This is a genomic window from Cytobacillus oceanisediminis, from assembly GCF_003182355.1.
Classification (GTDB): domain Bacteria; phylum Bacillota; class Bacilli; order Bacillales; family Cytobacillaceae; genus Cytobacillus; species Cytobacillus oceanisediminis_A.
Map to the genome: position 1 here is coordinate 13338 of NZ_QGTW01000007.1, position 16119 is coordinate 29456.

17 protein-coding genes are annotated in these 16119 nt (G+C 41.3%); 6 read left to right on the top strand and 11 right to left on the bottom strand.

Annotation, left to right across the window (positions count from 1 at the left end):
• Positions 1-62: 62 nt before the first annotated feature.
• Genes DFO73_RS13865 through argC form a run of 4 tightly spaced genes read right to left on the bottom strand, consistent with a single transcriptional unit; the run spans position 63 to position 4279 of the window.
• A complete protein-coding gene (locus DFO73_RS13865) occupies positions 63-1220 on the bottom strand; it encodes an acetylornithine transaminase (protein WP_110065348.1) in 1158 nt (385 codons plus the stop codon).
• Positions 1217-1990 (bottom strand): acetylglutamate kinase, encoded by a 774-nt coding sequence (argB, locus tag DFO73_RS13870; RefSeq protein ID WP_110065349.1) that lies wholly within the window; start codon positions 1988-1990, stop codon positions 1217-1219. Before argB ends, DFO73_RS13865 begins: the two co-directional genes overlap by 4 nt.
• Positions 1991-2001: 11 nt before the next feature.
• Positions 2002-3234: a bifunctional ornithine acetyltransferase/N-acetylglutamate synthase gene (gene argJ / locus DFO73_RS13875; RefSeq protein WP_110065350.1), complete on the bottom strand. Its 1233-nt coding sequence runs from the start codon at positions 3232-3234 to the stop codon at positions 2002-2004.
• Between the two features lie 13 nt (positions 3235-3247).
• A complete protein-coding gene (gene argC, locus DFO73_RS13880) occupies positions 3248-4279 on the bottom strand; it encodes an N-acetyl-gamma-glutamyl-phosphate reductase (RefSeq protein WP_110065351.1) in 1032 nt (343 codons plus the stop codon).
• Between the two features lie 276 nt (positions 4280-4555).
• Here argC and DFO73_RS13885 point away from each other — a divergent pair, with 276 nt between their 5' ends.
• Complete coding sequence (locus DFO73_RS13885) at positions 4556-5248, top strand: Crp/Fnr family transcriptional regulator (protein WP_110065352.1); 693 nt, start codon at positions 4556-4558, stop codon at positions 5246-5248.
• A 30-nt stretch (positions 5249-5278) separates the two neighbouring features.
• Here DFO73_RS13885 and DFO73_RS13890 read toward each other — a convergent pair whose 3' ends face one another.
• From DFO73_RS13890 to DFO73_RS13900, 3 genes are all read right to left on the bottom strand, one after another.
• Positions 5279-5995, bottom strand: coding sequence for a YwiC-like family protein (locus DFO73_RS13890; protein ID WP_110065353.1), 717 nt, complete (start codon positions 5993-5995; stop codon positions 5279-5281).
• Positions 5996-6144: 149 nt separating this feature from the next.
• On the bottom strand, positions 6145-6681 hold the full coding sequence (mobB, locus tag DFO73_RS13895; protein ID WP_258309485.1) for a molybdopterin-guanine dinucleotide biosynthesis protein B: 537 nt from the start codon (positions 6679-6681) through the stop codon (positions 6145-6147).
• Entirely contained in the window at positions 6675-7940 is a 1266-nt protein-coding gene (locus DFO73_RS13900) for a molybdopterin molybdotransferase MoeA (RefSeq protein WP_110065583.1), read from the bottom strand. The genes mobB and DFO73_RS13900 overlap by 7 nt, the downstream gene beginning before the upstream one ends.
• Positions 7941-8386: 446 nt before the next feature.
• Between DFO73_RS13900 and ric the strand changes: the two genes are divergently transcribed.
• Complete coding sequence (ric, locus tag DFO73_RS13905; protein ID WP_110065355.1) at positions 8387-9079, top strand: iron-sulfur cluster repair di-iron protein; 693 nt, start codon at positions 8387-8389, stop codon at positions 9077-9079.
• 409 nt (positions 9080-9488) lie between these two features.
• On the opposite strand, the gene moaA is transcribed toward ric, so the two are convergent.
• On the bottom strand, positions 9489-10505 hold the full coding sequence (moaA, locus tag DFO73_RS13915; RefSeq protein WP_110065357.1) for a GTP 3',8-cyclase MoaA: 1017 nt from the start codon (positions 10503-10505) through the stop codon (positions 9489-9491).
• Positions 10506-10848: 343 nt separating this feature from the next.
• Between moaA and DFO73_RS13920 the strand changes: the two genes are divergently transcribed.
• Positions 10849-11550 carry a Crp/Fnr family transcriptional regulator gene (locus DFO73_RS13920; protein WP_110065358.1) on the top strand — a complete coding sequence of 234 codons (702 nt, stop codon included), beginning with the start codon at positions 10849-10851 and terminating at the stop codon, positions 11548-11550.
• Between the two features lie 37 nt (positions 11551-11587).
• Here DFO73_RS13920 and DFO73_RS13925 read toward each other — a convergent pair whose 3' ends face one another.
• From DFO73_RS13925 to DFO73_RS13935, 3 genes are all read right to left on the bottom strand, one after another.
• The gene (locus DFO73_RS13925) at positions 11588-12715 is read right to left on the bottom strand and encodes a TIGR04053 family radical SAM/SPASM domain-containing protein (RefSeq protein WP_110065359.1); all 1128 of its coding nucleotides are present in this window, start codon (positions 12713-12715) and stop codon (positions 11588-11590) included.
• 636 nt (positions 12716-13351) lie between these two features.
• Positions 13352-13660 carry a metal-sulfur cluster assembly factor gene (locus tag DFO73_RS13930; protein ID WP_110065360.1) on the bottom strand — a complete coding sequence of 103 codons (309 nt, stop codon included), beginning with the start codon at positions 13658-13660 and terminating at the stop codon, positions 13352-13354.
• A gap of 70 nt (positions 13661-13730) precedes the next feature.
• Positions 13731-14498: an alpha/beta fold hydrolase gene (locus tag DFO73_RS13935; RefSeq protein WP_110065361.1), complete on the bottom strand. Its 768-nt coding sequence runs from the start codon at positions 14496-14498 to the stop codon at positions 13731-13733.
• A 313-nt stretch (positions 14499-14811) separates the two neighbouring features.
• Between DFO73_RS13935 and DFO73_RS13940 the strand changes: the two genes are divergently transcribed.
• The 3 genes from DFO73_RS13940 to DFO73_RS13945 all read left to right on the top strand — a co-directional run bounded on the left by DFO73_RS13940 (position 14812) and on the right by DFO73_RS13945 (position 16101).
• Positions 14812-15630, top strand: a complete 819-nt coding sequence (locus DFO73_RS13940) for a Cof-type HAD-IIB family hydrolase (protein WP_110065362.1) — start codon at positions 14812-14814, stop codon at positions 15628-15630.
• A 122-nt stretch (positions 15631-15752) separates the two neighbouring features.
• Positions 15753-15905: a hypothetical protein gene (locus tag DFO73_RS28710; RefSeq protein WP_181396022.1), complete on the top strand. Its 153-nt coding sequence runs from the start codon at positions 15753-15755 to the stop codon at positions 15903-15905.
• Position 15906: 1 nt separating this feature from the next.
• Positions 15907-16101 (top strand): DUF3813 domain-containing protein, encoded by a 195-nt coding sequence (locus tag DFO73_RS13945; RefSeq protein WP_110065363.1) that lies wholly within the window; start codon positions 15907-15909, stop codon positions 16099-16101.
• Positions 16102-16119: the final 18 nt, after the last annotated feature.

Genomic DNA, 16119 nt, shown 5'->3' on the forward strand with positions numbered 1-16119 from the left:
GCTATCTGTATATTTATATGAATTAGTAAATTTTTATGCATTATAATGAAAAATAATACAGCCTACACAGCTGATTTTGAGTATTCCAATAGTGTGAATTTAAGAGTTTCGGCCGCTTGATTTATTTCTGCTGCTGTTGCAGTCAGCGGTGGCAGCAAGCGCAATACATTTTCCCCTGCAGGCAAGGCCAGCAAACCCTTTTCCCTTAATTCCTTTAACAAGGATGGAAGATTTACATCTGTTTCAATCCCAACCATCATTCCAAGCTGGCGTATCTCCTTCACCACTGGAATCGGTTCAAGCAGTTCAATCAATTTATTAGACAGATAAACGCTCTTTTCCCGCACATCCTTTAAGAATTCTTCCTGAAAAATGATCTCCATTGTGGCTATTGCCGCTGAAATGCTAATCGGATTTCCTCCGAATGTTGAGCCGTGGCTGCCTGGTCCGAAAGTTTTTTCTAATTTTTTCTTTCCAATCACTGCACCGATTGGCATTCCGCTTCCCAGCCCTTTGGCAGATGTTACGATATCAGGATCAAGATTAAAATGCTGAAATGCAAAAGCCTTTCCTGTTCTGCCAATCCCAGTCTGGATTTCATCAACAATTAATAGTGCCCCGTATTCTTTGCATAGCTGCTCGGTTTTCTTAAGAAACTCCTGCGTCCCTATATGAATACCGCCTTCTCCCTGGACAATTTCAATCATTACAGCCGCGGTTTTTTCATCTATCTCGCCCTTTAAAGCACTAAAATTATTAAAAGGAACATACTTAAATGTTTCAAGCATGGAGCCATATCCTTGTTTTATCTTTTCCTGGCCTGTAGCAGCCATGGTTGCAAAGGTTCTGCCATGGAAGGACTGATGGAATGTTATGATTTTCTGGCGCCCCGTTGCTTTTCTTGCAAGCTTGATTGCAGCTTCATTTGCTTCTGCTCCGCTATTCGCAAAGAAAACAAGATCCATGCCGGCTGCTTGTGAGAGATGTTTTGCTGCGATTTCCTGCTGCCCCTGTATAAACAAATTGGAAACATGCCAGAATTTATTCAACTGGGCGCTGATTGCTTCTTGTACTGCAGGTGGACAATGCCCTAAATTACAAACCCCAATGCCCGAGGTGAAATCCAAATAGCGTTTTCCGTCTTTGTCTATTAAAAAACTTCCATCTGCTGATTCCGGTTCCACTTCCCACCGGCCATATGTCGGGAATAGATAACTCATTTGAAAACCTCCATTTTGGCAGAAACATTCGTACCGGCCCAACTGCCATTTTCATAAAACTTATCCTTGCCTGATACGATCATTACACTATTTAAACCTTTGCTGATCGCCTTCATTGCCGAAGTTACCTTTGGAATCATCCCGCCTGTTATTTTTTCATCTTTTATATGCTGTTCAATTTCTTCTGTATCCAAATGAGGAGATAGCTTGCCGTCAAGGAAGATTCCCTGTACATCTGTCACGAAGATACAGTGTTCAGCATGAATGGCGCTGGCAACTGCTGCCGCTGCATAGTCGGCATTTACATTCAGCTTAGTTCCGTCTTCAGCTGCTGCAATAGGTGTTATCACAGGCACTAAATCTTCACTAAGTAACATTTCAAGAACAGGCCGATTAACACTCGTAATTTCACCAACCAGTCCCAGCTTCTCCTGATCCAGAAACTCCCCCTTAAATAATCCCGCGTCGCTTCCATTTACTCCGAATGCTTTGAAACCGTGCTTTTCAAGTATGCCGGTAAGCTTGCGGTTTGACTGGCCAGCCAATACCATTTCTGCAACTTCCATCACTTCTGGAGTCGTTTTTCTTAAGCCGTTTTCAAATTCATGGGGCACCTGATAGAGCTCCAGCATTTTGTTGATGGCAGGACCGCCTCCATGGACAAAAACAAGCTGATATCCCCGATTCTTTAAGTCTGCCAAACTCTTAAAAAATGAATCATCCAATTCTTCCATAACACTACCGCCGCACTTAATGACTATACTCTTCAATTGGCAACCTCCTAAGTACGATAGCTTGCATTAATTTTGACATAATCATAGGATAAATCGCAGCCCCATGCCTTTCCTTTTCCTTCTCCCTGATGGAGATCAACCGAAATTTGTACTGTAGAATTGGTTAAGTATTGTTTTGCCTCTTCCTCTGAAAATGCCTGGGGTTCACTATTTTTTAGCATTATGATAGGCCCGATAGCGATATCAACGGAAAACGGATTAATGTTTGCTTCGCTCTGCCCGATAGCGCCTATAATCCTGCCCCAGTTTGCATCCGTTCCATAAATAGCCGTTTTGACCAGGTTCGAGCCAACAATCTGCTTCGCAACCTTTCTTGCGTCTTCGTCTGTCTCTGTACCGGATACCTCAACTTCAATTAACTTAGTCGCTCCTTCTCCATCCTTTGCGATCTGCTTGGCAAGGCTCTCACTTGTTTTTGCAAGCATCTGCAAGAATACCTCCCAATCAGGATGATCCGGGGAAAGCTTATCTGTATCGCTTTTTCCATTGGCCATTACTAAAACCATGTCATTGGTTGATGTATCTCCATCAACAGTAATCTGATTGAATGTATGGTCAGTAACCTGCTTTAAAGCTGTCTGCAAATGACTGCTGTCAATGTTTGCATCTGTCGTAATAAACGCCAGCATAGTCGCCATATTCGGGTGTATCATCCCTGAACCTTTTGCCGAACCGCCCATTATGACCTTTTTTCCACCGATGACTGCCGTATAGCAGCACTTTTTCATCACTAAATCAGTCGTTAAAATCGCTGTTTGAAAATCCTCTGAGTGAACCGTTTCGCTGCCAGGTTCCAGTGTCTGAATGCCAGCTTCAATTTTATCCATTTGCATATACTCACCAATAACACCCGTTGAGGCAACGGCTACATGCCGCTCTATTATATTGAACTTATCTGCAGCAGATTTTCTCATTTGATAGGCATCCTTTAGCCCTTGCTCCCCTGTACAGGCATTAGCACATGCACTGTTTACGATGACCGCCTGGATAAGCCCTTCCGATGCAATGCTTTCCTGTGTCACTTTTAGTGGAGCAGCCTGAAAATGGCTTGTTGTATAAACGGCCGCACAATGTGCCGGAGTTTCACTTAAGATAATCCCCAAATCTTTTTTTGAATATCGAAGACCTGCATGGACACCAGCAGCAGCGAAACCCTTTGGACTAATTATGCTTCCTGAGGATAGTTCTGTTACTTCTGCAGTCTGTGATAATGTTGGCATTTGCTATTCCTCCTTATGGATAGAGCGGTACAAAGCCTAGACCTGCTGCTTCATCCAGCCCGCTCATAATATTGGCATTTTGGACAGCCTGCCCTGCTGCCCCCTTCATTAAATTATCAATCACTGAAACTACTGTCAGCCTTCCTGTCCGGGAATCGACATGTACCCCTATATCACAATAATTGGAGCCTGCCACTTCTTTTACAGAAGGAAAAGTATTTTCCGGCCGTATGCGTATGAATGGATGTTTCTCGTACACTGACTGGTATAGCTCAAGAATCTGTGAAGTAGCATATTCTTTTATTAATTGTACATAGCTGGTTGTCATGATCCCTCTTGTAATCGGGAGGAGATGAGTCGTGAAGGTAATGGGTTTAATTCCGGCATTCCACTCTATGAGCTGCTGTTCAATTTCCGGTGTATGCTGATGCTGGTTTACCTTATACACACGCAAATTTTCATTTGCTTCCGCATAGCTTGAAGTTCTTGAAAGCGACCTTCCTGCCCCAGAAACCCCTGATTTGGCATCCACGATAATACCTGTTGGGTCTATCAAGTTTTCTTTTACAATCGGGGCCAGACTTAACAGTGTCGATGTTGGGTAACAGCCGGGGTTGGAAATTAATTCTGCCGCAGCTATTTCCTTATGATGCCATTCTGAAAGCCCATATACAGCTTTTTCAAGAAGGATTTCGTTAACAGGCTCGTGTTTATACCACTCAAGATATTCATCTGCAGGAATTCTTAGGTCACCGGAAAGGTCAATTACCTTAATGCCCTTCCCCGAGAATTCCTCTGCCAGTTTGCCTGATATCCCTGATGGTGTAGCCAGAAAGACAATTTCTGATTGCTCTGCAATTTGATCGGGATCAATTTTTTGTAAAGCTTTGTCCATGATTCCATATAAATGCGGATATTCACTCCAGATGGGGAGATCTTCCTTCGTGGAATGGATTGATTTAATGTTAAATTCAGGATGGTGCTGCAGGATGCGGAGCAATTCCGCACCTCCATATCCGGTTGTTCCGATAATTGAAACGTTCATAATTGCTCCCTTCCTTGTCATTTTGTATATTTAATCAATATCATACATATTTATGAATTTGTGTTTCTCTTATTATAGAAACTTCGGTAAAAAATTGCAACCTATTTTCCTGAAGTTTTAAACATTCTTAAAATACTGATTTCATTTTTATTGATGAAATGGTTGACGGCATTGTATTTTTCCCTTTAAATCAAAAGTAAGTTCGATAATTTTGTTTACTTATCTGACTAGGTTCGTTTTCCCACGGACATGATTTCGGGAAAAGGTGGTTTTAGCATGCAGCCAATGAGAGAGTTATCAGCAGAGCTAAAAGAATTATTGCTTGCCGCTCACCATAAAGTAAAAATGGAAAAAGGCAGTTTCTTGTTTCAGGAAGGTTCAGCTGCCAAAGAGCTATATATCGTTCTGAGCGGAAAGGTACAGGTAGGCAAAATTATTCCGGATGGCCGTGAATTAACAGTCCGTATGTGTACAAAAGGAGATTTGGTTGGCGAAGTATCTTTGTTTTCTTCCACGCCAAAATATATGTTAAATGCTAAGGTAACCGAAAGCGGAGAAGCAGCCGTTATATACAAAGACACACTTGAGGTTCAGTTAAGCAAGGATAACAAGCTAGCCTTGGAGCTAATGAAGTGGATGAGCCTGCAGCATCGGAAAACCCAGACTAAATTCAGGGATTTGATCCTGCACGGAAAAAAAGGTGCCCTGTATTCGACTTTGATTCGCCTTTCCAATAGCTATGGGGTCAGATCCCGGGAAGGAATTGTAATAGATGTGGCGCTTACGAATCAGGAGCTGGCCAATTTTTGCGGAACTTCCAGGGAAGTCGTGAATCGCCTTTTAGGCGAATTGCGGAAAACAGGAGCCATTTCTATTAATAAAGGTATCATTACGATTCTTGACCTTGATTATTTGAAAATGGAAATTAACTGTGAAGATTGCCCCGTCGATATTTGCAATATTGAATAGAAAAGCCGGCCCTAATCGGGCCGGCTCTTTTTAGTTCATGGCTATTAAAATCATGATAAAGAAAATAGCGGCATTTCCGATCTCAAAGATGCCAATTTTTTTAGGAGAAAAAGGCTTTCCATAAAATGCAATCGATCTGTAGAGGCTGGGAAGGAACGCTGCTGCCACAACCCACTCCCCCATCGACAGCCAAACAAGCGGAACTGCCGCATGATAAATCCACGATAGCCACCTAAAGGAAAGCTTTTTCTTTTCCCGAATCATTGATTTTACATAAAAGGTGCTGCCTGCAAAAAATAAAACGGAAGCTGCAAATACTGTCCAGGATAACGCTGTAAATTCTCCATGGGGCAAATAGCTGCTCGCCAGGCCTGCTATTGAAAATGAAAAAATTGCACTGAAGTCATTTCCCAGCGCCCTATCCTGATTTTTCGATGAGAAATAGGCATTTATGATAAAAAAAGGAATCATGAGAAATCCGAATACAATGATCGATGGCCTTGTCAATAGAGGCACTAAAAGCAGCAAAATGGCTGGCACCATATAAATAGCTGTCCATTTTGCATAAAAGGTGATTCTTTTCCTTTTAAACAAAAGAAGGGACGGATAAGTAGCCAGATATAATAATATCCATCCTAAAAAAAAGGGGATATGAGGCCAAATAATTTCAGAGGATGCCGCTCCCAGCCAAAAAGGCAGGATCAGCATGGCCCAAGCTCCATGCTGTTTCGGCAAAAATAATTTCATCTATTCTTCCTCCCCATCGCTTTCTGCCTATACTATATAACTTCTCTCATTGGAAATAAGTGAGGCTTATCACTCCTGCTCCTCCGACACAGAACGTTCAATAATGCAGAAAAACCCTCTGGGCCATTGAAGCCAGAGGGTAAAAAATTTTAAGACTTGCTCTTTAACCTGCTCTTTAAATAATCAATGAGCCACTCAGGTCCTTTAGAATCATAGATACTGAAAAATGGAACTTGCGGATCCCCATCTTCCAGGATCTTCACTTCCTCATTCCAGTAAAACACTGCCTGGATATTTGTTAATTGCTTAAGCAGGTGCCGATCATCTGCATCCCTTAAAAGGAGTACTTTTGGGTATGGAGCCTGCTTATGCCCTTCAATAATGATTATATCCGGGTAAAGCTGTGAAGCTACGCTAATTTGTTCCTCGAGGCTCCAAGCTTTTTTCTCCGCCTGGATAAGGAGCCTGCCTTCCCCTTCAACTAGTGACGCCGATGCCCCTGATTCAATATGTCTGCTAGCGTCCTTCCCGGAAGGAACCTCAGGTTTTCCTCCGTGCCCATGGTGCTTAATGGTTACAACGGAAGCCCCCGCTTTTTTTAATTCGGAGATTAATCTAATGGCCAAAGTGGTTTTGCCGCTGTTTTGATAACCGGAAACCTGAATAATAACAGGCTCCTTTACCATGGCCATTCGCTTCCTTCATGGTCCTCCAGCAATAAGACTTCTACTTCATCCCCTTTGCCATAGCCTCTTGTACCGCCTGGCAGGATCATTAATGAGTTGGCGCCAGCAAGACTCATGACAATATTTGATTTATCAACTCCGCTTGGTGCAGCTACAAGCCTTCCATTAGAATAATTCAGGGCTGTTCTAACGAATCGGGTAAATGGATTTGCTTTTGGAAATTCAGCTACAAGCTCAGCTTTTTCTTTTCTTAAATGCGGCTTCTCAGCAAAAAGCATCCTGCGGATGATTGGCCTTGCAAATAGTTCAAATCCGACGTAGCAGGCAGAAGGGTTTCCTGAAAGGCCAAACAGCAGCTTGCCTTCATGCTGGGCAACTGTTGTGACACTTCCAGGGCGCATTGCAACCTTGTTAAATAGAACCTCTGCCTGAAGTTTTTCATAAATGGCCGGAAGATAATCAAAATCACCCACTGATACGCCGCCTGTCGTGATCAGCATATCCACTTTTTCCAATGCTTCTTTAACAGCATTGAAGCAGGTTTCAAATTCATCCGGAAGCTTGCCGAAATAAATAACCTCTGCCCCGGCTCTATCTATTTGCGCAGATATCATGTGCGCATTGCTGTTTCTGATCTTTCCCGGCTCCAATGGCTCATGTACCTCCAAAAGCTCCGTACCTGTTGCAAATAATCCGATGACAGGCTTTTGGGCAGCAGGAACCTCAGCATAGCCAAAAGTTGCGAGAATTGCCTGTATTCCGGGATTAATTCTCGTGCCTTTTTTGACCAGGGATTCTCCTTCCTTGGCATCTTCCCCCTTAAAGGAAACATTATCTCCAGGATTATAGGTCCGCTTAATGGACATATACTTTTTGCCGTTCTTCTCATATGCCTTTGCCAATTCCAGCATGACAACGGCATCACATTCTTCAGGCATTTGCGCGCCAGTCATAATTCTAACAGCCTGAAAGGAGCCCACCTGTTTGGAGGTTACGTGTCCGGCACCAATATGGTCTACTACTTCAAATTCAATGGGATTTTCCATTGAAGCTTCCTTTGTATCTGCTGACCGGACCGCAAAGCCATCATATGGCGATCTATCGAAATGGGGGACATCATTGGTAGCTTTTAAATCCTCTGCCAGAAAGCGGCCAAAGCTATCATTAATGGAAACATATTCTATACTTCCGCTTTTTTGATAAGCCATTATTCTTTCAACTGCTTCCCCGACCGGAATGGGAGTTCTTTTTTCCAACATATTATCAGCTCCTATGTATAAAAGACTAAAATGCCCTCTTTCTGTTTCTTTTATTATTGCTCTGTTAAACTTACCTTTTGATTTCCGCTCCATGGACTCATCGAACCTCAGGCGATCTGTGATCCTCCTCCAGCTGGACATTGAATTAGCATCTTCGAATAAACACCGTACCAAGAAAATGCGAATGCATTTTCGAGGATCTCGCCCCTTCCACTCCAATCAACAGGGTGCCAAAATCAAAAATAAGCATGAACACAGCCTTTATTATAACGTACATGAAATGGCCCAACATGACAAACATCACACATAGCGTTTTCCTTCGCCTGCATGCTTTTAGAGTAAAAAAATTTTAAAAAAGCTTTCAAGTGTGATGACCATCACCAACCTGCCGCCAGTCTTCCTTTATTCTAAAGATATAGTTCACAAGATTAAAGGAGGAACATTCAATGACCATACAACTTACAGAAGATCGTCTTGTAAAAGATATTGTAAACGAATTCCCTAAGACAAGTGATGTGTTCAAACGCCACCGCATTGATTTCTGCTGCGGAGGAAATATCCCATTGCTTCGTGCCGCTGCTGAACAATCTGCTGATATACGAGTGCTTTTAAAAGAGTTAAACGAGGTAATTCAAAAAGAAAAACCAAAAGATGATTTGAAGGTTTGGACGGAAAGCACTTCAGAAGATATTATTGAACATGTCATCAACCAATACCATCGACCGCTTGAGGAAGAGCTTTCGCTTCTGAGTCCGTATGTTACAAAGGTTGCAAGAGTTCACGGCGGAAGCCATAAGGAACTGCTAAGAGTACACGAATTGTTCTTTGAACTTAAGAAAGAATTGCTTGAACATACTTCCAAGGAAGAAGAATCTGTTTTTCCATTGCTGCTTAAGCTCGAGGATCCTGCTGCTGAAAATCGCGAAGAAATAATTAGCTATATACAAGAACTTGAAAAAGAACATGACCATGCCGGCGCGATTTTAAAAGAATTGCGGGATATTACATCTGATTTTGCACCACCAGCAGATGCCTGCGGATCTTACCGCCTTGTATATAAGCGCCTGGAAGACCTTGAAGGGCAGACTTTTATGCATGTTCACCTTGAAAATAACATACTGTTCCCTCGATATATTTAATGAAAATAAAAAATCTGCAGAGTTTTCCAGCTGCAGATTTTTTATTTCCCTATACACTTGCCAATGAGTTTTAGCAATGTATTCAATTACTTCCATAATAAGCCCAGCTAACTTTACCTGTTGATTTCCGCTTAGAAGCTCAGCGAACCGCAGCGGTCCGACGCTCCTCGCCCCCTGCGTCTGCAGGGTCTCCCTTTGACCCGCTTTTCCCGCCGGACACTGAATCAGCATCCTCGAATAAACACCGTACGAAGAGAATACGAAGGCATTTTCGAGTATCTCTACCTTCCGCTCCAATTAACATAGTACCAAAATCATTAATGAGCTTTAATAACATAGCCCAAAATAAAAAGCCGGCTCTGCTAAGCCAAAATTCCATGACTTTGCAGAGCTGGCTTTTTTATAAAAATTACCCGCCTATATAGGACATTTCAATCTTTTTCCTGTTGGCTATCGTTTCTTCCGTCCGTTCATCGGAGTATCGGTCTTTTCTTCCGTTCCAAATGTTAACAATGCGCTCTGTCATTTCTTCATCGTTAGCGCCTTTTCTCATAAACTCCTTCAAATCGTGTCCTTCGCCATTAAAGAGACACGTAAAGATTTGCCCATTTGCTGAAAGCCTTGAACGTGTACAGCTTGAACAGAAGGATTCAGAAACAGAGGTAATAAATCCAACATCAAGATCTGTGCCCTTATATCGGTAGCGCTTGGCAACTTCACCGAAATAATCAGGATCTACTGGTTCTAATAAATAATGTTCCTTTAGAATTTCATAAATTTCTTTTTTTGTGACGACCTCGTCCATTTTCCAGCCGTTTGTGCTTCCGACATCCATATATTCAATAAATCGGAGCTGCAATCCGTTTTCTTTGCAAAACTTGGCCATTGGCACAATTTCCGAATCATTCAGCCCTTTTTTTACGACCATATTTAGTTTAACGCCAAGTCCAGCTTCCTTTGCTGCCTCGATCCCTTTTAGTACGGGTTTGACACCCACATTGCGTCCATTAATTTTTCCAAACAGTTCATCATCCAAGCTATCCAGGCTGATATTCACCCTTTTTAGTCCCGCTTCCTTCAAATCCTTGGCATGTTTGGGGAGCAATACACCATTCGTAGTGAGCCCAATATCGTTCAGCCCCTCAATGTTCGAGAGCATTTTTACAAGTTTGGGCAAGTCTTTTCTCATCAAGGGCTCTCCGCCTGTTAATCTGATTTTCTCTACTCCAAGGCTTACGAAGATTTTGGCTAGCCGTTCGATCTCTTCATAACTAAGCAGCTCGCTTTTAGGGAGAAAAGCAAAATCAGGCCCGAAAATGTCTGCCGGCATACAGTATTGGCAGCGGAAATTACAGCGGTCAATAACAGATATGCGAAGGTCTCTCAAAGGTCTATTCAATTGGTCTTTTATGATTGTTTTAGCCATTGCGTTCAACTCCATTTAAGAGTGACTTACTTTATTTTTATCATCTATTTACTAGTCAATTTGTTCATACTTAAGGTATTTATATTTTAACTTTTCCCTTAAAATAACAGAAATAACCTAACACCTCAAATTAAGGGCTTTTACTATTAGAACATAAAACTCTCCTAATGTTAACAAGTTAATTAAATTTTTTTGATGATGCAACGGCCAGATAAATCTTCGTTTTCAAGAAACAGAAAAAAAATGCCACAATTAAGACACAAACACCGGGTATGTTTTCACTATTTAGATGGTATTATTGTGGAAAAAGACAGAATGATTTTTTTATAAAAGGAGGATTAGCATGCCACAGACAAACATAAAACCAACCCATTCCATTGAAATTAAGGAGCTTCTACACTTCGCAGACCGGCATATGCAAACAAAAAAAGGCTCCTATATATTTCAGGAAGGAATGGATGCTGATGAGCTCTATATCATTCTTTCCGGCAAAATTCAAATCAGCAAGATAACTGCTGATGGAAGAGAGCTTACGTTTAGAATATGCGGAAAAAATGACATCATTGGTGAATTGACCCTTTTTACAAGCTCCCCTAAATATTTGTTAAATGCTTTAGTGCTTGAAGCGGGTGAAATCGCTATTATTAAAAAGGATGTGCTGGAAAGGGAAATCTTTAAAAACAGCAGCCTTGCTTTTGAATTTATGAAATGGATGAGCGACCATTTCCGCAAAACACAGACAAAATTCAGGGACCTAGTCCTAAACGGAAAGAAAGGCGCCCTTTATTCCACTCTTATTAGGATGACCAACAGCTACGGGTTCAAGGTTGACGAAGGAATTCTGATTGACCTCCCCCTCACAAATCAGGAGCTGGGCAATTTCTGCGGAACTTCACGGGAAAGTACAAATCGGATTCTAAGCGAATTAAAAAGAGACGATATCATTACCAGCTTAAATGGAAAAATAGTCGTTAAGAACCTGCAATACTTAAAAAATGAAATTGGCTGTGAAAATTGTCCTGCAGTATACTGCAGTATTGAATAAGAGTGCAGCCATTTCAGCTGCACTCTTTTATTTCTTCTTAAGTGGCCTCCACTTTCCTCCTAAGTGCTTTTGGAATATATACACAGAACGGTTCACTTTCCAAATAGTCTCCAGTCATGGCATAGGCACGGGATCTGGATCCTCCACAAACATAACGGAACTCGCATTGTCCGCATTTTCCTTTGTATTTATCCGGATTTCTAAGATCTTTAAAAATTGGAGATTCCCTGTAAATTTCGTCAAGTGGCTGTTCCCTCACGTTGCCTGCTTTAACCGGAAGAAGTCCGCTTGGATAAACATCCCCTACATGCGAAATGAAAACAAATCCGTTGCCATCGTTTACTCCTTTTGGCGCCCTGCCCAAACCATCAATTGAACCAGTTAAGCCTTGCTGTGTAAGTGCATCGAGATATTGAATATCTTCGTTCTGGGCTTTTGCTTCTTTCATTTTTTGCTGAATTACCACGCGGCGGTAATGCTGTGCAGCAGTTGTTTTTATGTCAAATGGCACTCTTTTGCTCAAATCATATAGCCAGGTAAATACCTTTTCATGCTCAACAGGAGAAATCATATCTTTTTCCTGCCCCCGTCCTGTTGGAACAAGGAAAAATACGCTCCAAAGAACACATTTGAGTTCCTCTACCACCTTAGCCATTTCCTCCAGATAATCAATATTATAACGGGAAATAACTGTGTTAATTTGGACTGGGATCTCCAGTTCATGCAAATATTTTATCCTTTCAATCGTTAAATCAAAGGAACCTGATGTCCCCCGGAAATGGTCATGGATTTCCGCATTGGGGCCGTCAAGGCTGAACGCCCAGCGAGATAGGCCTACTTCTTTGGCTTTTTCGATTGCTTCCTTTGTCACATTTGGAGTGGCGCTCGGTGTCATGGAAACCCGGACACCTTTTTTTACTGCATATTCGGCAATTTCAAATACATCCTGTCTCATTAGTGGATCTCCACCAGTGAATACAAGCATAGGGTTATTCATTTCATATATTTGGTCGATCAATGCTTTCCCTTCTTCAAAGGAGAGCTCTCTCGGATCTCTTCTGTATTGGGCTTCGGCGCGGCAATGCAGGCATTTTAACTGGCAGGCTCTTGTTAATTCCCATATCACAATAAAAGGGTCTTTATTAAAATCTCTACTGAATCCCATAATAGATGCCTCCTTAGCCACCTCTAATCCAGGCAGCTTCTACAATATAATGCATTTGAGGTGAACGATATTTTGTCTTTGCATCGTTATTATAGGGGAATTCTTATAGTAATTAAGTGAACTATCTCACAAATATACGTTCTTTTCTTGAAAATTGACAGGGATGTGACAGAGCTGAGCCAGGAAAACTGGGGATGAGCTACTGAAAGAAGGTTATTACTTTTAACAGCGAAACTCGATGCATATTAGTTGGCTATTGTCATTAAGGCTGTTCATTAACGATCAAAAAATCAAACCTGACAGTATGAGATGGAAGATAACTTTGTTGTTTAGTGCCACACCTTATAGCCGTTAACCAATTATGGGAGTTAATCCTCGTGATTAACGACGAAAAACAAGATACTTAACTGATATGGTCGTTATTCCCGTTGATTAACGACCATACCCCAACCATTTTTACCTTTTTTTGGGGGTTATTCCTCTTGATTAACCTCCAAAAAATTACTTAACTGCCTAGGCTCGTTCATCCAGCAGGCACCAATCAATTATGAATCATGATAAAGAATTTAAGGCATCTTTTTTCAAAATAAAAAAACAGCAAGGCGCTTCAGCCTGCTGTTTTTGTAGGATGTTATTTTATTGTACGCCAAGTGCAATTTTGGCATAACGGGACATTCTGTCTTTTGACCAAGGAGGATTCCAGACGATATTAACTTCTGTATCCTTAACTTCAGGAATATCCGCCAAAGAGGCTTTAACTTGCTCCACAATCGTTCCAGCCAAAGGGCAGCCCATGGAAGTGAGGGTCATATCGATAACCGCTTTGCCTTCCTCTTCCATCTTTACATCATAGACTAAGCCCAAATTTACAATATCAATGCCAAGCTCAGGGTCTACTACAAGCTCAAGTGCGCCCATGATGCTATCTTTTAAATCCTGATCCATTTTACAGCACTCCTTCTTTTAACTTTAGCTTTATCATAACAAATATTTAAAAGAATTGAAAAAATGTTGGTTATAGATGTGTCTCAAACCATTTTACTGTTTCAAGTACCCCTTCTCTGCTTACTTTATGGCCGGCTTGTTCATCTGTAATAAATCGAAGCTTTTCAGGCGCATCGTTATAAAGGGGCTCTATGTTTTCAAAAAATTGGTATGTATATGAGTATGGCACCACAGAATCCTTTTTGCCATGCCAGAACATAAGCGGCCTTTTTCCAAGCTTTTCGGGCTGCAGGCTTAAATCCCGAACTCTTAGGGTTTCCATCAAATCAGTAACTTCTTCCTCATTCATTGGAATTTCAATATTATTTTTATGCAGTTCATCCAGCTGCCATTGAGCAAACTTTTCATAATAAGGCATACCCATGAGGCTGACTGCGGTCTTGACCCAATCGAATTGCGTCAAGGCGCCCAATGTAACAATGCCTCCCATGGAGGTTCCAACAAGGCCTATTCTTTCAGGGTCTATAAGCTTTCTATCTTCATATGCTTCCTTAATAATATTTAATTCAGCTATAGTATTAAGTACAATATCCCATAACCTGAAATTTAAATCGTTGCCTGACATGCCGGCTGACCTTTCCCCGTGATACAATGTATCCGGCAGGACCACCCGAAAACCTTTTTCTGCAAGCAAGTAGGCGTAATGAAGGTTATGTTCTTTTGCACTTGTAAAGCCATGGACAAAAATGATAAAAGGCAATTGATCTTCTCTTAATTCCTGCCTGGCCAAATCCAGCACAGGAATTTCTTTAATGTGCTTATTTTCTATAATAACCAAAGCTCTTCCTCCCAAAACAATGTCCCTTAATCATAATAACTTGCATGTATAGAACTGCGTTTTTTATATTTAGGAAAAGTGAAATTTTTTACAAAAATAATATAATATTGGTAACATATATATATAATGATTTGTAAAAGATGAAGGTTGATTCGATTGTAAATTCTTCCTATATTTTCAGTTTAACATGTGGACTTTTTTTTTCACAAACCATTACACTTACAAGAAGAGCTGCACAAAGCGCTTGGAGCTAACCAGGATTTCAAGTTCAGAGTCAATATTCTGTAAAATCCAGATAATAAAAGGAGATCTTATGGCAGAAAAACATTTAATTGCACTTGACCTTGATGGAACATTATTAAAAGATGATAAAACCATATCCAACAAAACAAAAATGGTTATTCAAAAGGCACGTGAACATGGACATGAAGTCATGATTGCCACTGGAAGGCCGTTCCGTTCCAGTGAGCTTTACTACCGGGAAATGGGGCTTACATCGCCTATCGTAAATTTCAATGGTGCATATATACATCATCCAAAAGACCGCAACTGGGGAGTTTACCATACGCCCCTCCAAATGAGCGTAGCAAAAGAGATTGTCGAAGCTGTTAACAGCTATACTATCCATAATATTGTTGCTGAAGTCATTGATGATGTTTATTTGCACTATCATGATGAAAAACTTTTAGATATCTTTGGCTTCGGAGATCCCAATATCACAACTGGTGATTTGCGCAATTATCTCAATGATAATCCGACTAGCATGCTGATCCACACAGATGAAGAACATGTAAAGTCCATTAGAAGCCACTTATCCGACGTGCATGCAGAAGTCATTGACCATAGGCGCTGGGCAGCACCATGGCATGTAATTGAAATCGTGAAATCCGGCCTTAATAAAGCTGTCGGTTTGCAAAAAGCATCAGACTATTTCCAAATACCTCCCGAACGGATTATTGCTTTTGGCGACGAAGATAATGATCTGGAAATGCTTGAGTATGCAGGCTACGGTATAGCGATGGGAAATGCCATTGATCAAGTTAAGAATATTGCCAACGAAATCACCTTGACCAATGAAGAAGATGGTATTGGTGTTTATCTAAATGATTTACTAAATTTAAAAGCGCTATAATACTGCATAAGCATTAATTAGAAACGCGGCCATTAAATCCCCTTTTGAAAACAAACCTTTAGAGCATACTAAAGGATGAAGCAGCCAGGCTGTTTCAAACTTCTTTCACGGAGGGGATTCGAATGGGTAAACGTAATAAATCAAAACGCTTCGTTCAACAGGGTGTTGATACTGTTAGTAAGCATGATGAACGTATCCCGTACCACATGACCTATGCGGAGGCAGAAGCTGAAAAATTGGCCAATGTGAAGGAATCATCCCTCGGAGGAATATAATATGGGAAACAGATTATTTCAGGAAGCCAGAAAATACGTAGATTTAGCAAAAAATGCTGATTCTGCAGGGCCAGAAACTGTATCCCGCGCGAAAAATGCATTAAGTTCCGCGTTTGCGAATTCCACTGCAGCTGAACAGGAGCAGTTGAGTGAGATGCAGCAGGAGCTGGAGCAATACGATCCGCAAAATCGTTAATTAAAAGAAGCTGACACC